The organism is Dokdonella immobilis (genome assembly GCF_900115085.1).
GTDB classification, from domain to species: domain Bacteria; phylum Pseudomonadota; class Gammaproteobacteria; order Xanthomonadales; family Rhodanobacteraceae; genus Dokdonella; species Dokdonella immobilis.
This window is the reverse complement of record NZ_FOVF01000037.1, coordinates 20506-41861: the sequence shown is the minus strand read 5'-3', so window position 1 is coordinate 41861 and position 21356 is coordinate 20506. Positions and strand designations below refer to the sequence as shown.

General features: G+C 67.5%; 11 protein-coding genes. 9 read left to right on the top strand and 2 right to left on the bottom strand.

The genetic code is table 11. From position 1 onward, the window contains the following. Positions 1 to 615: 615 nt before the first annotated feature. Positions 616 to 1803 carry a glycine C-acetyltransferase gene (gene kbl, locus BM125_RS17635; protein WP_092410436.1) on the bottom strand — a complete coding sequence of 396 codons (1188 nt, stop codon included), beginning with the start codon at positions 1801 to 1803 and terminating at the stop codon, positions 616 to 618. A gap of 130 nt (positions 1804 to 1933) precedes the next feature. Here kbl and BM125_RS17630 point away from each other — a divergent pair, with 130 nt between their 5' ends. Further along, entirely contained in the window at positions 1934 to 3106 is a 1173-nt protein-coding gene (locus BM125_RS17630; protein ID WP_092410434.1) for an agmatine deiminase family protein, read from the top strand. Positions 3107 to 3163: 57 nt separating this feature from the next. Continuing rightward, complete coding sequence (locus tag BM125_RS17625; RefSeq protein ID WP_092410432.1) at positions 3164 to 3898, top strand: spermidine synthase; 735 nt, start codon at positions 3164 to 3166, stop codon at positions 3896 to 3898. Between the two features lie 54 nt (positions 3899 to 3952). Here BM125_RS17625 and BM125_RS17620 read toward each other — a convergent pair whose 3' ends face one another. After that, positions 3953 to 5383: a hypothetical protein gene (locus tag BM125_RS17620; protein WP_092410430.1), complete on the bottom strand. Its 1431-nt coding sequence runs from the start codon at positions 5381 to 5383 to the stop codon at positions 3953 to 3955. Between the two features lie 114 nt (positions 5384 to 5497). Here BM125_RS17620 and recC point away from each other — a divergent pair, with 114 nt between their 5' ends. From recC to gyrA, 7 genes are all read left to right on the top strand, one after another. Beyond that, positions 5498 to 8842, top strand: a complete 3345-nt coding sequence (gene recC, locus BM125_RS17615; RefSeq protein WP_092410428.1) for an exodeoxyribonuclease V subunit gamma — start codon at positions 5498 to 5500, stop codon at positions 8840 to 8842. Continuing rightward, positions 8839 to 12450 carry an exodeoxyribonuclease V subunit beta gene (recB, locus tag BM125_RS17610; RefSeq protein ID WP_175498178.1) on the top strand — a complete coding sequence of 1204 codons (3612 nt, stop codon included), beginning with the start codon at positions 8839 to 8841 and terminating at the stop codon, positions 12448 to 12450. The genes recC and recB overlap by 4 nt, the downstream gene beginning before the upstream one ends. Next, positions 12447 to 14243 (top strand): exodeoxyribonuclease V subunit alpha, encoded by a 1797-nt coding sequence (gene recD, locus BM125_RS17605; RefSeq protein WP_092410424.1) that lies wholly within the window; start codon positions 12447 to 12449, stop codon positions 14241 to 14243. Before recB ends, recD begins: the two co-directional genes overlap by 4 nt. 441 nt (positions 14244 to 14684) lie before the next feature. After that, positions 14685 to 16763, top strand: coding sequence for a carboxypeptidase-like regulatory domain-containing protein (locus BM125_RS17600; RefSeq protein WP_139225100.1), 2079 nt, complete (start codon positions 14685 to 14687; stop codon positions 16761 to 16763). A 129-nt stretch (positions 16764 to 16892) separates the two neighbouring features. Further along, positions 16893 to 17909 (top strand): S-methyl-5-thioribose-1-phosphate isomerase, encoded by a 1017-nt coding sequence (gene mtnA, locus BM125_RS17595; RefSeq protein ID WP_092410420.1) that lies wholly within the window; start codon positions 16893 to 16895, stop codon positions 17907 to 17909. Between the two features lie 61 nt (positions 17910 to 17970). Continuing rightward, entirely contained in the window at positions 17971 to 18363 is a 393-nt protein-coding gene (locus BM125_RS17590) for a GtrA family protein (RefSeq protein ID WP_092410418.1), read from the top strand. Between the two features lie 241 nt (positions 18364 to 18604). Next, positions 18605 to 21238, top strand: coding sequence for a DNA gyrase subunit A (gene gyrA / locus BM125_RS17585; protein WP_092410416.1), 2634 nt, complete (start codon positions 18605 to 18607; stop codon positions 21236 to 21238). Positions 21239 to 21356 lie beyond the last annotated feature (118 nt).

Sequence of the window (21356 nt, the reverse complement as noted above, 5' to 3'; positions counted from 1 at the left end):
CTCATCCGCCTGCGGCACCTTCTCCCGCCTGGCGGGAGAAGGAAGAGCAAGAGCCGCGGCGACGGACCAGTTGCATGCTTGCGGGGATCTGCTCCGTCTTGGCTGCGCAGGATGCGCAGTGAATGGGGCCCCTATGCAGTGGCGCAGCGGCGGAGAAAAGGCCCGCAGGGTGGCTCGCAGGGAGGCGAGCCAGTTGGCTGCCAGTCCACGGATGGACTGTCAGCCAACCCCGGAGCCGCTGCGCGAAGTCGCAGGGCAGGATGCCCGGAGACCGCTGCATTGGGGTGGCCTTCTCTTTGGTTACTTTCTCTTGGCCACGCAAGAGAAAGTGACTCGCTCGCCGAAGGCGAGTGAAAGCTTTGCTCTTAACTCCACGAATGCGCCGCGAAGCGATGCCGAACAGAGCGACAAGCACAGTCACTGGGTCCCCGCCCGAACGAAGTCCGGCCTGTCCTGAACCCGTCGAACGGCAGGGACCACGGCGAGCGGAATTGTGCGCCACGAGATTCACGTAGCCCGCGACATTCGCGGGCATCCGGGCACGCACGCCACATGGCGACCCCCGAAATCCCCGGCGCAGGGCGCGCCTGCCACCGCGTGCGTGGCCGAGCGCGATCAGATCACGCCGAGTTGCTTGCCGACCTTGATGAAGGCATCGACCGCCCGATCGATCTGCACGATCGAATGCGCCGCGCTCATCTGCGTGCGGATGCGGGCCTGGCCTTGCGGGACGACCGGGTAGAAGAAGCCGATCACGTAGATGCCTTCCTCGAGCAGGGCGCTGGCGAACTGCTGGGCGAGCTTGGCGTCGTAGAGCATGACCGGGACGATCGGGTGGTTGCCGGGGCGCAGGTCGAAGCCGGCTTCGCTCATGCGCTGGCGGAAGTGCTTCGCGTTCGCTTCGACCCTGTCGCGCAGCGCGTTCGAGCGCGAAAGGATCTCGAAGACCTTGATGCTGGCGGCGACCAGTGGCGGCGGCAGGGTGTTCGAAAACAGGTACGGGCGCGAGCGCTGGCGCAGGAGGTCGATGATCTCGCGACGGCCGGTGGTGAAGCCGCCGGAGCCGCCGCCGAGGGCCTTGCCGAGGGTCGAGGTATAGATATCGACCTCGTCCATGACGCCGTGCAGTTCGGCCGAGCCGCGCCCGTTCGGGCCGACGAAGCCGGTCGCGTGCGAATCGTCGACCATGAGCAGGGCGCCGTATTTCTTCTTCAGGGCGACGATCTCGTCGAGCTTGGCGATGTAGCCGTCCATCGAGAACACGCCGTCGGTGGCGATCAGGCGCGTGCGCTTGTCTTTCGTCTCGACCAGGTGCTTTTCGAGTTCGGCCATGTCGCTGTTGGCGTAGCGCCGGCGTTCGGCCTTGCACAGGCGGATGCCGTCGATGATCGAGGCATGGTTGAGCGCATCCGAAATCACCGCGTCCTGCTCGCCGAGGATCGTCTCGAACAGGCCGCCGTTGGCATCGAAGCAACTCGTGTAAAGGATCGTGTCCTCGGTGCCGAAGAACTCGGAAATCTGCGCCTCGAGCTGCTTGTGCAGGTCCTGGGTGCCGCAGATGAAGCGCACGCTGGCGAGGCCGAAGCCGTGGGTGTCGAGGGCCAGCTTGGCCGCCTTGATCACTTCGGCGTTGTCGGCCAGGCCGAGGTAGTTGTTGGCGCAGAAGTTCAGCACTTCGCGCCCGTCGGTGGTGCGGATCGCGGCCGACTGCGGGGTGGCGATGATGCGTTCGGTCTTGAACAGGCCCTGTTCGCGGATCGATTCGAGTTCGCTGGCGAGGCGTTCGCGGGTTGCGGAATCCATGGCGTTTTCTTCGGCGAAAGAAGCGTAGTGTCCTCGAAAGCGGCCGCGAAGCCTACCGGGACCCGGGCAGGGTGCGGCAGAAAGGCGGCAGGGCCGCTAGACTGCTCATCGGTCCAGGGGAGTACAAGCGATGCTCAGACGCGCAATCATCGGGGTCGTTCTGTTCGGCCTGTTCGCAATGGCCGATCTCGGCGCAGCCATGAAACGCGCCGATCCGGCCTACCTGGCAACGATCCGCGATGACGACCCGGTGCGGCTGCCGCGCAATCTCGCGCCCGGGGAAGTGGGTCTTCCCAGGCTGCTGGTCCCCGACCAGCCGCGGGTCGCGCCGGCCGGTCCGGTCCGCGCCCAGGCCGAATACGAAGCCAACGCCGGCATCCTGATCCGCTGGGGCAGCTACAACGACTTGCAGACCGAGATGGTCGTGCCGCTGACCACGGCTACGCCGCCGTCCGATGTCTGGGTCGTGGTCAGCGGGGCCAGCCAGCAGGCTTCGGCAAGCAGCGTGCTGCAGGGCGGCGGCGCCGACCTCGACCACGTGCATTTCATCGTCGCGACCACCGACTCGGTGTGGATGCGCGACTACGGCCCGCGCTTCATCAACGACTCCGGCCGGCGCGCGATCGTCGACCACACCTACAACCGGCCGCGACCGAACGACAACCTGTTTCCATCGGTATTCGGCGCACAGCTCGGTGAGCCGGTCTATGCGCTTCCGCTCGTCCATGGCGGCGGCAACTTCCATCTGTTCAGCACGCGCGATGCCTACATGACGCGGCTCATCGTCAACGAGAACCCCGGCTTGAGCGAAATCCAGATCAGGAATTACTTCGCGGCCTACGAAGGGCTCGATGTGACCCTGACCGATCCGTTCCCGAGCAGCTACGACTCGACCCAGCACATCGACATGTGGATGTTTCCGCTCAGCGACACCAAGGTCCTGATCGGCGAGTACGCTGCGGGCGAGGGCGGCGGCGTGCCGAAGGCGGTCACGGATGCAACGGCGAGCCTGATGCAGGGGCGTGGCTACACGGTGTACCGGACGCCGGGATGGCGCAGCGGCGGCACGCACTACACCTACACCAACTCGGTCACCGTCAACAACGTCGTCCTGATCTGCCACTTCGACGGCGAAACCACGCGCAATGCCCAGGCCCTGGCGGCTTACCAGGCTGCACTTCCCGGTTACGCGATCGTCGATGTCGATTGCAGCTCGATCATCAACAATGCGGGAGCGATCCACTGCATCGTCATGCACATGCCCGACCTGCTTTATCGCGATGAATTCGATGCGGCGGAGTGAGTGCCGCTGCGGGCTCGCGCCCGCCACCCTGCGCACAGCGTTCATGGTCGTGGCCCGATGAAGCGCTTCGGCCTGCTCGAAACCGCGCAGGTGCCGGGCGGCGGCGAGCTGCGCCTGTTCGAGGATGGCGAACATTTTTCGATCAAGATCGCCGGCGGCGGCGATCTCATGTCGACGCGCATGCATGGTTCGGAAGACGCGCTGGCGCGGATCGCCTGCGAGCGGATCGCCGCCGTGGCCAGTCCGCGCATCCTGATCGGCGGGCTCGGCATGGGCTTCACCCTGGCCGAGGCGCTGAAAATACTGGGAGCGACGGCCCGGCTGCAGGTCGCCGAACTCGTGCCCGAGGTCGTGCGCTGGAATCACGGTCCGCTCGGCGCCCATGCCGGCAGGCCGCTCGATGATCCACGCGTGGACCTCGTCGAAGCCGATGTGGGCGCGCTGATCCGCGCCGCACGCGGCGCATTCGATGCGATCCTGCTCGATGTCGACAACGGTCCGGACGGACTGACCCAGGCCGGCAACGACTGGCTGTATTCGGTGCCGGGACTCGCGGCAGCGAAGGCTGCGCTGCGTGGCCACGGCGTGCTCGCTGTCTGGTCGGCACATCCGGACCGGAAATTCGTCGAGCGCCTGCGCCAGGTCGGCTTCGAGGTCGATGAGGTGACGGTGCGCGCGCATGGCAACAAGGGTGCGCGGCACCGGATCTGGCTGGCTGCGAATCGGACCAGGCCGGCACCGAAGCGGGCGGGCCCGGTGCCGGCGCCGACGTCGGTGCGCAGGCGGCGCTGAAGGCGCGGCTGTTGTCGCAGGTCGGGAGCGTTGCCGACGCTGGACAGCCGCCGCTCAGCAGTGGCTTGTGGTCTCGTCCGGAACGGGCCGGCAGCTGCGATCCGGCCCGGCCAGGGCGAGGTTCTCCTCGTTCCCGCGCAATCCCGTTTCGATGCTCCAGCCACGCTCGGTCAGTTCGCGCAGGCTGCGCGGCGTGGCCGTGCCGGTGATGGCCACGGTCTTGCGCGGGTCGCGGAAGTCGCCGCGGTCGATGAACCCGGCCACTTCGTCGGTCCAGGCCAGATAGTCGACCGGTAGCGGCAGCAGGCGTTCGCCGTCGTTGCTGTCGTAGGCGAGGCCGGCGCCGACGATGACCAGCGTGCCGCCGTGCGCACGCGGGCCGAGCCGATCGACGACCAGGGCCAGCGAATTGACCAGGTAGCGGGCCTCGAGTTCGGAGTGCACCGACATGGCGAGTTCGAGCAGGGCATCGCCACCGCTGCGCGGTTGCAGCGCGTCGAGCGCGTCGACCAGGGCGGTCTGCAGGGTTGGCGTGAAGACGCCGCGGCGCAGGAACTCGCGCATCAGCAGTTCGTCGTGGCAATGCCGTTTCAGCAGTCGCGCATTGCGCTCGCGAATCTGTTCCGGGTCGAGTTTCCAGACGATTTCATTGAGCCGGCCGCCGTAGGCCACGGCGAGTCCGCCGACGCCGCCGATCGAGCCGATCGCGGTGCTGGCGACGAAGCGGCCGCCGGATCCGGCCCAGGCCAGTTGGTCGAGGCGCTCGGCGAGATAGGGATTGCTCGTGTAGGGATCGATACCGAGCCGTTCGGCCAGTTCGCGGCGGACCTGGCCATACTTGACCTGGCGTTTGAGTTCGCGCCCGGCCTCGGCGCCGGCGCGCTCGTACCAGGCCTTGCCGCTGGCCGGATCGCGCGCCGCCGCTTCGCGGCGATCGATGGCGCGCGCTTCGGTCATCGGCCCGTCGGCGCGCGGATACGGATTGCCGCTGCTGCCGAATTCGCGCGCGGTACGATCGGACAACGATTGCGCTTGGCGGCCGAACTTGCCGATGCGCTTGCCGAAGTAGCGGGCGACGCCAGCCGGAATACCTTTCAGCGTGGCGATCGGATGGCGCAAGACCTGGCCGATGCCGCGCGCCGTCTGCTGCGCCGAGTCGCCGGCCGCGCCGAGAAATGCGTCGGACTGGCTGACCTTGTCGAGCGCCTCGAGGGCCGGCAGTTCGGCGATGCGATCGGCGAGGATCTCGACGCTTTCAGCCTGCAGCGGACCGACCGGCGTGTCGAGGGTGAAGTGCGCCATGTAGCCGCGGATCTCGACATGCGGATCGACTTCGAAGCCCGGGCCTGACATCAACGCGGGTCGCACGAGCGTGGTCGCGCCGAGCACCGGTTCCGCTTCGTAGGTCGGTGTCGTGGCCGTGGCCGATTCCGCTGCCAGTGCGGCCAGCGTCAACGCGACGGCTTGGAAACGGGAGGCGGGCATCGTCAGCTTGGTTCGATATGGCGATACGGCGGGCGATTCGCAGGTTTTGCGAATCGTCGGCGCTCAAATCCGGGACGCCAGTGTAGCCGGCCCTCGGGCGCGAGTTCGCGGCGCATGGCAAACTCGTTTATCCGGGAGTCGGGCAGGCAGGGCATGCAGGCAGCGCAATTCATCCATGGAAACCGGCTCGAGCTGCTCGCCGATCGCCTGATCGACGATCTCGCCAGCGCGGGCAACGATGATCCACTGCGCCCGCACGTCGTTGTCGTCGCGCATCCGGCCCTTGGCCGCTGGTTGCAGGAACGCATCGCCGCGCGCTGCGGCATCGCCGCCAACGTCGAGTTTCCGCTGCCCTCGACGTTTGCCTGGGAGGTGCTGCGCGAAGTCTCCGAGCGTTTGCCGCGCGAATCGGCGTTTTCGCGCGAGGCGCTGAGCTGGCGCATCTACGCGGCACTGCCGGCCTGTGCTCAGCGGGCCGAATTCGGTCCCGTCCGCCATTACCTCGGTGCCGCCGGCGAGCCGCGCCAGCGCCACCAGCTCGCCGCCACCCTGGCCCAGACCTTCGATGAATACACGATGGCCCGGCCGAACTGGATTCGCGCCTGGCAACGCGCGCGCCTCGTTCTCGATGATACCGACGAGCGCTGGCAGGCCGATCTCTGGCGCGCACTGGCCGCGGGGGTCGACGAGGCCGATCGCGCCAGCCTCATGCAGGAGGTCCTGCGCAGCCTGCTCGATGGCGCGCCGGTCCCGGCCCGCCTCGAACGCGGCCTCAGCATCTTCGGCGCGGCCCATCTGCCGCCGCTCCTGCTCGAGTTCTTCCTGGGCCTGGCCCAACGCGTGCCGCTGCGCTTCTATCAGCCCAACCCCTGCCTCGACTACTGGGGCGAGATCGTCTCGGCGCGCGAGCAGGTCCGCCAGCGCCGCTTGTGGAACCACCATGGCCGGCGCGAGGACGAGGCGCACCTCGAGTCTGGCCATCCCTTGCTCGCATCGTGGGGCGGCATTGGCCGCGAATACCTCAAGGCCATCCACGCGCCCGAGCTGGTGGTCCACGACGATGACGCCTTTGCGGCGCCGCCATCGACCGGGCTGCTCGGCTGGCTGCAGACCGGCATCCTCCTGCTCGATCCGGACCATGCCCCGCCGCCGCCGGTCGACACGGTGCCATCACTGCAGGTGCACGGCTGCCCGAGCCGGCGCCGCGAAGTCGAAGTCCTGCGCGATGCGCTGCTGCGCCTGTTCGAGACGCTCGATGATCTCAAGCCGCACGACATCGTGGTCATGTCGCCGCGCATCGAGGAGTACGTGCCCTTCGTCGCGGCCGTGTTCGGCGACCGCGACGATCCGCTGGCGATTCCGTACCGCATCAGCGATGTCGCCCTGCGCGCGACCCACCCGCTGATCGATGCCTTCGCCCGCATCCTCGCCCTCGGCGAAAGCCGCTTCGCGGTCAGCGAGATCCTCGGCTTCCTCGCCGAACCGGCGATCGCGCGCCGTTTCGAGCTCGATGGCGAAGCCCAGGACTGGCTGCGCACCTGGATCGCCGACAGTGGCATCCGCTGGGGCCTCGATGCCGATTTCCGCGCCGCGCTCGGCGCCGCGGCGATCGAAGAAACCACCTGGCGCTTCGGCTTCAACCGGCTGCTGCTCGGCCATGCGCTCGGCGACGACGCGGTGATGCTGGCCGATGTGGTGCCGGCGAGCAATGTCGAAGGCAGCCCGGCCCAATGGCTCGGCGAGTTCGCCCGTTTCGTCGATGCGCTCGCGCGCACGCGCACCGGCCTTGCCACGCCGCGCAGCGCCGGGAATTGGAAACGCTGGCTGATCGAGCGGCTCGAAGCGCTGTTCGACGGCGAAGGCGGCGATCCACTGGAGACCGCGGCGATCGGCGACCTGCGCGAGGCGATCGCCGCGCTCGGCAACGAGGCCTCACGTTGGCTCGGCGACGAGACGCTGGATTTCGCCGTCGTGCGCAGCGCACTCGATGCGCAGATCGCCGCGCCACGCGCCTCGCGCGGTGGCCGCTTCGGTATCACCTTCTGCGGCATGGTGCCGATGCGCAACGTCCCGCACCGGGTGGTCTGCGTGCTCGGCCTCGATGCCGGCGAGTTTCCACGCCGGCAGGCGCCGGCCGGTTTCAACCTGATGCGCCGATATCCGCGCGCCGGCGACCGCAGCATCCGCGAGGACGATCGATTCCTGTTCCTCGAAAGCCTGATCGCCGCGCGCGATGTGTTCATTCTCAGCCACGTCGATCGTGACGCAAGGACCGGTGCGGCGAACCCACCTTCGCCCCTGGTCGAGGAACTGACCGGTTTTCTCGCGGCCGCCTATGGCGCGCAGGCATGGCCCGAGGCACGCGCCGCCATCCTTCGTCGGCATCCGATGCATCCGTTCGCGGCCGAATGTTTTCGCGCCGGTTCGCCCTCGCCGAGCTACGACCAGCGCTGGTGGAGCGCGGCGCGGCTGCAGGGCGGGGGCTGGATCGAACCTGCGCCGTTCGTGCCGGCGGGTGGGCTGCCGGCCACGCTGCAGGACCTGCAGGCCATCGAGATTGCGCCGGCGAACGAATGGACGGACCTCGACATCGATGTGCTGCTCGCCTGGCTCGCCCATCCTGTGCGCGCCTACTTTCGCCAGCAACTGCCGTTGGACATGGTCGAGGCCGAGCGCGACGAGGATATCGAGGCATTCACGCTCGACCGGCTCGGCCGCTACCAACTGGCCGACCGCCTGCTCGGACCAACGCCATCACGACCGAATCTGCATCGCGTCCAGCGCGAAGGGCGGTTTCCGCTTGGCACGGTCGGCGCGCAGTCCTGGGAAGAACTGGTCGAGCAGGTCGCGGCACTCGAGCTGAAGGCGCAGCATCTGCTGGGCGGCCCGTTCGACGCGGACGTGGCTGAAGCCCGCAGCATCGGGTTCGACGATCTGCGTGTGCGCCTGACCGGCATGGTCCGCCATCGGGTGAGCACCGCGGACGGCCATCCGGCCCTGCTGCTCGCCCGACCGGGCCGGATCCGCGGCATCGACCTGGCCCGCCTCGCGCTCGAGCGCGCCCTGCTCGGGAGCACGGAGACAAACCTGCCGGCGTTCGCGATCGGCTTCGCCAAGGGACAGCTGGAGGCGTTCCGGCTCGGTTCGCTCGGCCAGCCGGGGACATGGGTTCGTGACCTGCTGGCCTGGCGCGATCGCGGCTTGCGCCAGGCCTTGCCAGCCTTCCGGCGCAGCGCCGAAGCGTTTGCCGCCACCTTCCAGCGTCGGGGAGACGAGGACCAGGCGCGACGGGCGGCCCACGCCATCTGGTCCGAGGGCGACTTTCCGGAAAGCGCCGATCCGCACCATCGGCTGTTCGCCCGCCATCGCGACGAGTCGATCCTCGGCGAGGTCTTCGAGGCCTTCGCGCGGGAGCTGTTCGTGCCGCTTTACGGCGTTGTCGAGGAAGTCCGCTCGTGAGCCGCGAACTCGACGCCACGACACTTGCGCTCGATGGGCAGCACCTGATCGAAGCCAGCGCCGGCACCGGCAAGACCTTCAACATCGCCCTGATCTATCTGCGCCTGCTGCTCGAACGCAACCTGAGCGTGCGCGAGATTGCTGTGGTGACCTTTACCGATGCGGCGACGCGCGAACTGCGCGGACGCTTGCGTGGGCGCATTGCCGAGGCGATTTCGCGGCTGGAGGGGACTGCACCAGAGCATCCCGACGAACTCGATCGAATCCTCGAAATGCATCGTGGCGACATGACTTCGCTGCGGGCTGCGATTGACGCATTGTCGGCGGCACTGGTTGGCTTCGACGAGGCGCGCGTATCGACCCTGCATGGGCTGTGCCGGCAACTGCTGGCCGAGCATGCCTTCGCGATGGGCCTGCCGTTCTTCGAACTCGACAACGACGCCGGCAACGAGGCCGCCCATGAGCTCGTGCGCGACTTCTGGCGTCGCCACGTGGTCGCCGAAGCCGACGCGGCGGTCGACGCCGTGCTCGATCGCTGGGACACGCCGGAAGCCTTCGCCACCGACCTGCTACGTTCGCAGGTGCTGGCCTTGCCGGCCACTCGGATCGACCCGCTCGATGCGCCAGCCTGGGTCGAGCAGTCGCGCCGCGCCCTTGAACGCCATCTCGACGACTGGCGCCGCCTGTTCGCCCAGGGGCAGGTGGCCATCGCGCTGCAGCAGCTGCAGGAAGCCATTGCGCAAAAGACGCTGAAGTCGGCGCAGGCGACGCCGCTCGGGGTTGCCTCGATGCAACGCTGTGTGCGTGCCTGCGCCGATGCCGCGGTCGAGGTCGACATCGGCGCTCTGGATGCGCTTGCCGCCAGCGCGATTGCCGACGCCGTGTCGGAGAAGGCAAGAAAGGCCGGCTGGAGGCCACCGGCCGAGCTTGCCGCGGTGTCGGCCTGTGTCGAGGCCGTGCAGGCGGCTGCGCAAACGCTGCGCAATGCACTGCTGGCGCGCTTCACCGGTGCGGCCATCGCCTTCGTTCGCGAGGGACTGGCTGCACGCCGCGAGCGTCTGCGCCGGCTCGGCTTCGACGATCTGATCGGTCTCCTGCACGCGCACCTCGAAGGCGCCGACGGCGCACGCCTGGCGCAGGCGATCGCCACCGACATTCCGGCCCTGCTGGTCGACGAGTTCCAGGACACCGATACCCTGCAGTACGCGATCCTGAAGCGCATCCATGCGGCCCGCGAGGATGCCGTGCTGATGCTGATCGGCGATCCGAAGCAGGCCATCTACCGCTTTCGCGGTGGCGATATCCACACGTATCACGCGGCGGCCCGCGATGCCGGCGCCAACCGTCACACGCTGCGCGACAACTGGCGCTCCGACGCGCCGCTGATCGCCGCCGCTAACGCGATCTTCGACGGTGTCGAGGATCCGTTCCTGGTCGACTTCATCGGCTTCGAGCCGGCCCGCTATCCGAGCGCCAGGGAGACCTCGGCGCACTGGTTGGCCACGGCTGCGCCCCTGACCGTATGGCGTTTGCCCGACCGCATCGAGAAGGACAAGCGCAAGCCGTGGACGACCCCGGCATTCAGCGAGCGCGTGCTGGCCGCCGTGTGCGCCGAGATTCGCGGCATCCTCAGCGAGGCACGCAAGCGCGAATGCCAGCCGCCAAGCATGGCCGTGCTCGTGCAGAGCAATCGTCAGGCCGAACAGGCGGCGCGGCAACTGGCGCAGTGGAATATCGCCTGCGACTATCTCAGCGCGGCGAGCATCTACGCCAGCGCGGAGGCGCTCGAGGTCGAGCGCCTGCTGGCCGCCCTCGATGCACCGGCCGACGCGGCGCGCGTGCGCGCGGCACTGGCCACCGAACTGCTCGGCTACGACCTGCAGGCCTTGCTTGAAGCGCAACAGGATCTCGGCCAGTGGGAAAGCCAGCTCGCCCGGATCGCCTTGCTGCGCCAGCGTTGGCTCGACGCCGGACCCTATGCGGCGATCGCGCATTGCGTGCAGGCCGCTGCCGTGCGCCTGCTGCCGCGCTGGGACGGTCGCCGTCGGGTCACCAACCTGCTGCATCTGGCCGAACTGCTGCAGCAGGAATCGGCGCGGCGTGCGACCCCGGGCGAACTGCTGCACTGGCTCGGCCAGCGTCGCGCCGAGGCGGACGAGCAGCGCGGCGCCGGCCATGCCGAACAGCTGCGACCTGCCGATGACGCAAGTGCGGTGCAGGTGCTGACCGTGCATCGGAGCAAGGGCCTGCAGTACGACGTGGTCTTTGCGCCGTTTGCCATGGCCACGTTCTGGAAGCGGCTCGATTCGCTGACGCAGGCCGACGAAGCCGTGGCCTGGCATGCCGGCGACGAGCTGCGCATCGATATCGGCGGCCCGCAATGGCACGCGCATGCGCTGGCCCAGCGCGATGAGCAGTTTGCCGAAAGCCTGCGTCTTGCCTATGTCGCCATCACCCGGGCGCGGCATCGGGTCTGGCTGGCCTGGGCCTGGGCCAACACCGGCCGCTTCAGCACGAGCCTTGTCGGTCCGTACGCGTGGTTGTGGTTTCGCACACCGGACATGCAAGGCCCGGTCATGCTCGATCGACTCGGCGAGCAGCTCGACCGCATCGATGCGGCGCTCGAAGCCCTGGTGGCCCGCTCCGGCCACTGCATCCGCCTCGAGACGCTGGCTCCCGACGCGCCGCCGGTCGAGCCGCTGGCCGAGGCCGTCGAAACCGGGAAACGGGTCGTCGCCGAGTTCCATGGCCGCATCGAGCGCGGCCTTGAAACGTCGAGCTACAGCCGCCTGTTTGGCGGCGGCCAGCATGCGCCGGTCGCCGACCATGACGAGACCAGCGCGGCGGCCGTGGCGCCGTCGCCGTCGCCCGTGCTCGATCCGGTGCCGCAATGGCCGCGCGGCGCGGATTTCGGCAACTGCGTGCATCAGGTCTTCGAGGAGGTGGCTTTCGAGGTGCTGGCCGAGCCCGGCGTGCCAGCCGATCTCGCCCGTATCTGCGGCGACCACGGCTATGTCGGCGAGGATGTCGAGACCATTGCGGCGATCGCCCGCGCCAGCGTGCGCAGCGAGTTGGTTGCCGGATCGGGACTGCGCCTGATGGCCCTTGAGCGTGGCGAGTTCCTGGCCGAACTCGAGTTCCTGTTTCCGCTCGGCGGGGCACGACTCGAAGTGTTCGAGGAACTGCTGGCTGGGCATCCCGCGCATGCGCGCGAACGCGGCGAGCTGGTCTCGCGTCGTTCCGGCATACGCGGTCTGATGACCGGCTTCATCGACCTGGTCCTGCGCTGGCAGGGCCGCTACTACGTGGTCGACTACAAGACCAACCTGCTCGGCTCCTCGCGCGGAGACTATGCGCCCGAACGATTGCCGGCGGCGATCCGCGCCAGCGACTACGACCTGCAATACCTGATCTATCTGGTCGCCCTGCAGCGCTTCCTGCGCACGCGCCTCGGCGCTGCCTACGACTACGAGCATCACGTCGGCGGCGCCCTGTACCTGTTCGTGCGCGGCATGCGCGAGGGTGATGCCGCCGGCATCCACCACGACCGCCCGCCCGCAGCGCTGGTCGACGCGCTCGATGCCTGGTGCGACGGAGACCGGTCATGAATGCCTTCGACGACATTCGCGAGGACGGATTCAGTGCGCTCGATGCCGCCCTCATCGAAGCGTTTCGCTCGATCTGGCCGGGCAGCGACGAGGCGGCCCTGCATCTGGCCGCCCTGGCCAGCTGGGCGACCGCACGCGGGCACAGCTGCTTCACGCCGGATTTGCTCGACGATTGGTCGAGCCCCGGCGAGAGCACGGCTCGTGAGCGTCGTATTCTCGCCTGGCACGCGCAGCTGCGCGCAGGCGATTGGCCCGAGGCGCCCTTCATCGGACCGGCAGACAGCCAGGCACCGATCGTCGTCGAGGGTCGCCGCGCCTGGCTGCGGCGATACTGGCGCTACGAGCGCGAGATCGAGGCGGCGCTGCGTGCGCGCGCACTCGCGGTTGCCGGCCTGCCGCCTGCCGTCGATGTGGCCGCGGCGCTCGACGCCCTGTTGCCATCCGCCGACCACGGCGAGATCGACTGGCAACGGGTCGCAGCGGCGACAGCCTTGCGCGCGCCGCTGACCGTCATCTGCGGCGGTCCCGGCACCGGCAAGACCTTCACCGCCCTGCGCGTACTCGCGTTGGTCCGGCACTTCGCCGACGCGCCGCTGCGCATGGCCCTGGCTGCACCGACCGGCAAGGCCGCGCAGCGACTCAGCGAATCGGTGCAGCTCGGCCTGCGCAGCCTGCCGTTGAGCGACGCGCAGCGCGCCGACCTGCCGTCCGAGGCGATGACACTGCACCGGCTGCTTGGCTTCCACGCCCAATCGGTGCAACCGATGCGCGATAGCGCGCGTCCGCTCGATCTCGACGTGCTGGTCGTCGACGAGTGCTCGATGGTCGACCTGCCGCTGATGGCCAAATTGTTGCGTGCGCTGAAGCCCGAATGCCGCCTGGTCCTGCTCGGCGATCCGGACCAGTTGCCGGCGGTCGAGAACGGCGCCGTGCTCGCGGCCCTGGCGGCCTGCAACACGGACAACCGCTTCGCCGATGAAACGGCGCGCTGGATCGGACAGGCCAGTGGCGAGCGCGTGGCCGCTGGCGACGACCGCGGCGCGCTCGCCGAACGCATCGTCCGCCTCGAGCGGCCGCGCCGCTTCGGCGGCGCCTCGGGCATCGCCCGGCTGGTCCGCGCGATCCGTACCGGGGATGCCGGGGCGGTTTTCGACATCCTCGGCGACAGCGCCGACATCGTCTGGTCGGAAGCGCCGTGGCGTATCGATGCGAGCGCGGTGCGGCGCCAGTTGCACGACAGCTATCGCGTGCTCGCCGAGGCCGAAACGCCGGCCGCGGCCCTCGAGGCGCTCGGCCGTTACCGGATCCTGTGCGCCCTGCGCGAAGGACCGCAAGGCGTTTCCGGATTGAACCGCACCGTTGCCAACGCCTTGCACGGCGCGGTGGGCGAACGCGAGTTCGTGCACGGCCGGCCGATCCTGGTCACCAGCAACCACCATGCGCTCGGCCTCTACAACGGTGACGTCGGGGTCTTTTTCCGTGAACGGCCCGAGTCACCGCTGCGCGCCTGGTTTGCCCGCCGCGATGGTGACGTGCACGCCTTGCTGCCGGCGCAATTGCCGGCCCACGACAGCGCCTACGCCATGACCGTGCACAAGGCGCAGGGCTCGGAGTTCGACACGGTCGAACTGGTGCTGCCCGAGCAGCCGCATCCGCTGCTGACCCGCGAATGGCTCTATACCGCCGCCAGTCGGGCGCGTTCGCAACTGCGTATCCACGCCAGCCGCGAGGTCATCGGCGCCGCACTTGCCCGACGCACCCGTCGCATCAACGGTCTCGATCTGCTCGACTGAAGATGCGCCGCCGCGTCGCCACGGATAGCGCATCCCGTTCAAGTGCCCCGTTACCCATCGATACCTGGCCGGTTCGTTCGCGCTCGGGCGAAGTGTCGATGCGCTCACATATTTCCTGTCGACTTCGGACGAACGCAAACCGTCATGCCTGCCAGCGCCCGAATCGCGGCTTCCCGAATAGCGTGACACGGTTCACGAGGAGCCGAGGCGTCAGCTGAATGGGATTATGCACATAGCGTGCATTCGTCACGAATTCATCATTCCGCAGTCGCGGTTGTGTCGATCCGATCACAAGCCTGCCGCGCACTGGCCCGCGCATTGCTCAGTACAGAGCGCATCGATCCGGGATTCCTTTTCCGGTACTCGACGATGCAGACCCTGGTTCGTCCCCGCGAAGTCGTCGCGGTGAAGGGGAATCACGCGCTTGGCGGACAAACGATCATGAGGATCACAATGAATATCCTGACCAGTTCCTTCCATGCCCTGGCGAAGCGGCTCCTGGCGGCCGGGTTGTCGATGATGTTCCTGCTTCTCATCGCTTCGGCTCCGGCCGTGGCGAAGGGTGGCGGTGAGGTGATCCGCAGCGGCAAGGACGTCCGCATGACATTCACGGGTCCGGCGAGCCCGGATCGCGGCGTGGCCACCCCTGGGTATCAGATGAGGGTGACCCATGCCAACCCGATCGAGGTCGAGGACACGGTCCGCATCCAGGTCGATATCTTTGGCGACGAAGCCCTGGTGCCCGGGGACGTGACGGTCGAGTTCGAAACGACGCCAGGCTCGGGCGACTACCAGATCCTGTCGACCACAAGTTGCTGGACCGACCTGTGCGCGGAACTCGGCGACGTCGAGGGTTTTCCGATCGGCGCCGACTATGACGAATCCACCGCCTGGCGCTTCACGTTCAACCGGATCGGCCAGTTCACGGTCAGACTGAGCGTGGTCGGAGTCCATTCGCACAATTTCTACGCCAGCGAGAGTCTCGACCAGACCGTGGTGGCGCCAGATGCATCCCTCGATCTTGATGGGCCGGCCAGCATCGACCGTGGCGTCGAGGCCAGCGGCTTCGCATCGACCCTGGTCAATGCCGGCAGCGGTGCGATCCCCGAGTCCGTCATGCTTCAGTTTGAAATAGCTTCGCAACAGCAAGTCGTGGAAGGCACGGTCACGATCGACGTTGAAACCGCGCCGGATGCCGGTGTCTTCGTGGCCGTGCCGCTTTCGAATTGCGGCAGCAACCTCTGCGGTACTACCGGACCGGATACGATCGCCGCACTCCTGCCTGGGGCATCGGCTGTCATCGGCATGCATCCGAAGTTCGATGTCGTCGGCAGCTACCAGATCCAGGTCAGGGCGATCGGCGTCGACAGCGGCACCGAGTATGCGAGTGCCAGCGGAGCAGTAGAAGTGGTCAGTGCGCCGGCAACGCTGATCGTCATCGCTGGCGACGGCCAGACCGCGCTGGTTGGCGAGGCGGTTCCGATTGCGCCCGTGGTTCGCGTCATCGATGCCGGTGGTGCGCCCGTGGCAGGTGCGAACGTGGAATTTCTGGTCGGCCTGGGCGGCGGTAGCGTCAGTGAATCGAGTGTGATCAGCGATTCTGAAGGACTTGCGTCTGCGGCAACCTGGACGCTCGGCACGACGCCCGGCAGCAACACGCTTTCGATCCAGGTGCCCGGCTCCTATGCGAGTGCCGTGACCGTCGATGCGACCGCGATGGAGCCAGCGGAAATCGCGCTGGCGGTGGCCACCCAGGTGGACTCCGTGACCTATGGTGACACCCAGGAGCATGTCGTCGTGATCAGCAACGCAGGTTCGGTTGCCGCCGGTCCGGTCTCGGTATCGATACCGGTGCCCGTGGGCTATGCGGCGGGGTCGGCGCATTGGACCTGCCTTGCGATCAACGAGGCCGTCTGTCCGGCCGCCGGCGATGGCGGCATCGAGGCGGACCTCGAGCTTCCGGTCGGCAGCAGCGCAATCTTCGTTTTTTCCGCGACGGTGGCCGAGGATGCCGGCGACACCATCGACTTCCGGGCCGAGGCCAGCTGTTCCGACGACATCAGCCCACAAGACAATCTGGCAATCTCGAGCACCCCCGTGGTGCTCTCGCGCTTCGGTTTCGAGGCTGGCGACTCCGGCGCCGGCCACCTCGCTGGAAACGCAGTGCCGTTGGCCGTGCTGGATGCCGGCAATGACCTCGTGATCGATCTCGACAGCGTGCCGTTCGGACCCGTCATGACCGTCGCCAAGGGGGCGACCGCGAGCGGCGACCGCTTCGCGCTCGCGCTCGTCTTCGCCGGTCAATCGAGAGTCGCCTTGCTCAGCGTTTCAAGCCCTGGCCAGCCGGCCTCCTGGTCGCAGGTCCTGCTTGAGCCCTCGGCGATGCAGGCTGGTATCGGCCTGGTCGATGGCGGCGACAGGCCGGATGCCGACCGCCTGCTCGTGGTCGGCGAGGGCTTCGAACTCGAGCGTCCATTCGACGCCCTGCAGACGATCCAGGTCTCCGGCGTGCCGCATTGATCGCTCCGCGGGGGTTTCGGCGAGCGTCGAACCCCCCGCAGGCTCGCCCAGGGCCTGCTTGCCGGGATTGGACCCGGCCACGAGACGCCGCAGTTCTGACGCGGGTCGACACTCGGTTATCCTGTCGGCATGAACGATACCAACGCCCACGACACTGTCCGCTCCGTGCTCTGGCGCGGCGATCGCCTGCGCCTGCTCGACCAGCGCAAGCTGCCATTCGCCGAGGACTACCTCGATTGCACGACCCCCGAAGAAGTCGCCCAGGCCATCCGTGACCTGGTCGTGCGCGGGGCGCCGGCGATCGGCATTGCCGCGGCCTGGGGCGTGGTCCTCGCCGCCCGGCGCGGACGCAATGCCATCGACTCTGCCTTGCCGCTCCTGCGCGCGGCGAGACCGACCGCGGTCAACCTGATGTGGGCGCTTGACCGCATGCAGCGAGCAGCGGCGACCGACGCCGACCCGCAAGCACTCGAAGCCGAAGCGCAGCGCATCCAGGACGAGGACCTGGCCGCCAACCGGCACATGGGTGCACTCGGCGCGGGCCTGCTTGGCGAGAACGTCGGTGTACTCACCCATTGCAACACCGGGTCGCTGGCCACCGCCGGCTACGGCACCGCGCTTGGCGTGATCCGCGCCGGCGTCAGCAGCGGCGCCATCACCCGCGTGTTCGCGGGAGAGACGCGACCGTGGCTGCAGGGGGCGCGGCTGACCATGTGGGAACTCGGGCACGATGCCATTGCGGCGACCCTGGTCTCGGATTCTGCGGCCGCCCACCTGATGAAATCCGGACAGGTGCAGTGGGTCGTGGTCGGCGCCGACCGCATTGCGGCGAACGGGGACGTCGCCAACAAGATCGGCACCTACCAACTCGCCATCGTCGCCCGCCATCACGGCGTCAAGTTCATGGTCGTGGCGCCGGCCTCGACCGTCGACATGGCCACCGCGTCGGGCGCCGACATCGAGATCGAGATGCGCGACCCGCACGAATTGCTCTCGCATGCCGGCCAGCGCACCGTGGTCGAAGGCGCCGTCGCCTGGAATCCCGTGTTCGACGTCACCCCGGCCGGCCTGATCGACGCCATCGTCACCGAACGCGGCGTGATCGAGCATCCCGACGGGAATTCGATGCGGGCGCTGTTCGCTTGAGCCGACGGCGGCCAGACGTGCCCTCGCACCGATCCGGCTCACAGCACTGACGGCAGCCGGCATGCGCCAGGTCGTCCTGTTCTGCGTTGGCGGCTTCATCGGTTTCCTGGTCGATGCCGGGCTCGTCCAGTTCCTCGTGTCGGCGTTCGATGCCAACCGCTATGCGTCGCGCCTGCTCTCGTTTCTCGCCGCCGCCACGGCCACCTGGTTGTTCAACCGCCGGTTCACCTTTCGCGGAGTCAGGCACTACGGGCGGTTCGGAGAATGGTCGCGCTACGTGCTCGCGATGTGCGGTGGATTCGCGGTCAATTTTTCGATCTATTCGTGGCTGGTCTACCACTACGCCCTGGTCCATCGCCTGCCGGCCCTCGGCGTCGCGATCGGTTCGCTCGGCGGATTCGCGGTCAACTTCTCCGCATCGCGATTCTGGATCTACCGGCATCGCGCGGACTGACTGACGGGCTCCTGCGGCGGCAGCGGGCGGGTTCCGCGCGGCCATTCCTTGTCCCCGGGCCGGTCGCTCGCGCCGGCGCCCTGTCCGCACGTGGAATTCGGCGTCGCCCGGCCCCCGGCAAAACCAGCCAGGGCAGGTCATTTCGTGGTAATATTTCGTGTTTTCGCCGCGGCCAATCCGGCGTCAAGAAGCGATCATGGCAGCGATCGTAAATTCCTGATTTGTATGGAAGAAATACTCAATGGCTGAGTTCGCCAAAGAAGTCATACGCGTCAATATCGAAGACGAGGTCCGGCAGAGCTATCTCGACTACGCGATGAGCGTCATCGTCGGGCGTGCCTTGCCCGATGTGCGCGATGGCCTCAAGCCCGTGCATCGACGCATTCTGTACGCGATGCAGGAGTCGAGCACGGTCTGGAACCGGCCCTTCGTCAAGTGCGCGCGCGTGGTCGGCGACGTCATGGGCAAGTACCATCCGCATGGCGATTCGTCGATCTACGACGCCCTCGTGCGCATGGCGCAGGACTTCTCGATGCGCTACATGCTCATCGACGGCCAGGGCAACTTCGGCTCGGTCGATGGCGACAACGCCGCGGCGATGCGCTACACCGAGTGCCGCCTGCACCGGCTCAGTTCCGAACTCCTCGCCGACATCGACAAGGAAACCGTCGATTTCCAGCCCAACTACGACGAGAAGGAACTCGAGCCGAGCGTACTGCCGGCGCGCATTCCGAACCTGCTCGTCAACGGCTCGGCCGGCATCGCCGTCGGCATGGCGACCAACGTGCCGCCACACAATCTTTCCGAGGTACTCGGCGCCTGCATCGCCCTGATCGACGATCCCGATCTCTCGTTCGAGGACCTCATGCAGATCGTGCCGGGGCCGGATTTCCCGACTGCCGGCATCATCAACGGCTCGGCCGGCATCGTCGAGGCCTACCGCACCGGGCGTGGCCGCATCCTCGTGCGGGCCAAGGCCGAGGTCGAAGTCGAGGCCAATGGCCGCGAGACCATCATCGTCAGCGAATTGCCGTTCCAGGTGAACAAGGCACGCCTGATCGAGAAGATCGCCGAGCTGGTCAAGGAAAAGAAGATCGAGGGCATCTCCGAGCTGCGTGACGAGTCCGACAAGGACGGCATGCGCGTGGTCATCGAGGTGCGCAAGGACGCCATGGGCGACGTCCTGCTCAACAACCTCTACCAGCAGACCCAGTTGCAGGTGACCTTCGGCATCAACATGGTCGCCCTGGTCGACGGCCAGCCGCGCACGCTCGGCCTGCGCGAGATCCTCGAGGCGTTCATCCGCCATCGCCGCGAAGTGGTCACCCGGCGCACGATCTTCGATCTGCGCAAGGCCCGCGATCGCGCCCACATCCTCGAAGGCCTGACCGTCGCGCTGGCCAACATCGACGAGATGATCGAGCTGATCAAGACCTCCGCCTCGAGCGACGAAGCCAAGCAGCGCATGCTGGCGCGGCGCTGGGAGCCGGGCCTGGTCCGCTCGCTGTTGTCGGCCTCTGGCGCCGATGTGTCGAAGCCCGAGAAGCTCGATGCGGGCGTCGGCCTCGGCGAGGACGGCTACCAGCTTTCGGAGACGCAGGCCCAGCAGATCCTCGAAATGCGCCTGAGCCGCCTGACCGGTCTCGAGCAGGAAAAGCTCACCGACGAATACAAGGAGTTGCTGAAGACGATCCTCGCCCTGATCGAGATCCTCGAGGATCCGGCCCGTCTGCTGGCGGTCATCCGCGAGGAACTGGTTTCGCTGAAGGAAGAGTTCGGCGACGCGCGACGCACCGTGATCCAGGCCAACCTCGACGAGCTCGACATGCTCGACCTGATCGAGCCCGAGGACGTCGTCGTCACGCTGTCGCATACCGGCTATGCCAAGCGCCAGCCGGCAAGCATCTATCGTGCGCAGAGGCGTGGTGGCAAGGGCCGCTCGGCCTCGGCGCTGAAGGACGAGGATTTCGTCGAGCACCTGTGGATCGCCAATACCCACGACACCCTGCTGACCTTCACCAGCACCGGCCGTGTGTACTGGCTCAAGGTCTACCAGATGCCCGATGCCGGCCCGAACGCGCGCGGCAAGCCGATCGTCAACCTGCTGCCCTTGCAGGAAGGCGAGAAGGTCCAGGCGATCCTGCCGGTGCACGAATATTCCGAGGATATGTTCGTGTTCTTCGCGACCGAGAACGGCACGGTCAAGAAGACGCCGCTGACCGAGTACGCCTACCAGTTGCAGAAGGGCAAGATCGCAATCGGCCTTGCCGACGACGATGCCCTGGTCGACGTGCAGATGACCAACGGCGAAAGCGACATCCTGCTGTTCGCTTCGAACGGCAAGACCGTGCGCTTCGACGAGAACACCGTGCGCTCGACCGGCCGCACCGCCACCGGCGTGCGCGGCATGCGCCTGGCCAAGGGCGAAAAGGTGGTCAGCCTGATCGTGCGCGATGGTGATGGCGACATCCTCACCGCCACCGCACGCGGCTACGGCAAGCGCACGGAACTGGCCGAGTATCCGCGCAAGGGTCGCGGCACCCAGGGTGTCATTGGCATCCAGTGCTCGGAACGCAACGGCGCCCTGGTCGGGGCCGTGCAGATCACCGAAGAACACGAACTGATGCTGATCTCGAACCAGGGCACCCTGGTCCGCACACGCGCCGCCGAGGTTGCCAAGGTCGGCCGCAATACCCAGGGCGTGACCCTGATCCGTCTACCCGAGGATGAGAACCTGGTCGGCCTGGTCCGCCTCGACGCGATCGACGACGAGTCACCGGATGACGACGCCAGCGACGCCGACCTCGGAGGCACCGCGCCCATCTCCGGCGAACTCGAAACGCCGCCCGGCGAGCCACCTGCTGCCGCGGAATAAGCCCGGCCCGCCCCTCTCATCTGGGAGGGGCAGGGCATGCGCGGCACGGGATAACCAGACCAGCGGCAAGTCCGAACCCTCACCCGACCCTGCGGGCCACCCTCTCCCGAGGGGAGAG

Excerpts from the sequence above, each read along its gene's own strand:
- BM125_RS17600 (WP_139225100.1), top strand. The coding sequence starts at position 14,685 with ATGAGGATCACAATGAATATCCTGACCAGTTCCTTCCATGCCCTGGCG.
- recC (WP_092410428.1), top strand. The coding sequence starts at position 5,498 with ATGGCAAACTCGTTTATCCGGGAGTCGGGCAGGCAGGGCATGCAGGCA.
- kbl (WP_092410436.1), bottom strand. The coding sequence starts at position 1,803 with ATGGATTCCGCAACCCGCGAACGCCTCGCCAGCGAACTCGAATCGATC.
- BM125_RS17620 (WP_092410430.1), bottom strand. The coding sequence starts at position 5,383 with ATGCCCGCCTCCCGTTTCCAAGCCGTCGCGTTGACGCTGGCCGCACTG.
- recD (WP_092410424.1), top strand. The coding sequence starts at position 12,447 with ATGAATGCCTTCGACGACATTCGCGAGGACGGATTCAGTGCGCTCGAT.
- gyrA (WP_092410416.1), top strand. The coding sequence starts at position 18,605 with ATGGCTGAGTTCGCCAAAGAAGTCATACGCGTCAATATCGAAGACGAG.
- BM125_RS17590 (WP_092410418.1), top strand. The coding sequence starts at position 17,971 with ATGCGCCAGGTCGTCCTGTTCTGCGTTGGCGGCTTCATCGGTTTCCTG.
- BM125_RS17625 (WP_092410432.1), top strand. The coding sequence starts at position 3,164 with ATGAAGCGCTTCGGCCTGCTCGAAACCGCGCAGGTGCCGGGCGGCGGC.
- BM125_RS17630 (WP_092410434.1), top strand. The coding sequence starts at position 1,934 with ATGCTCAGACGCGCAATCATCGGGGTCGTTCTGTTCGGCCTGTTCGCA.
- mtnA (WP_092410420.1), top strand. The coding sequence starts at position 16,893 with ATGAACGATACCAACGCCCACGACACTGTCCGCTCCGTGCTCTGGCGC.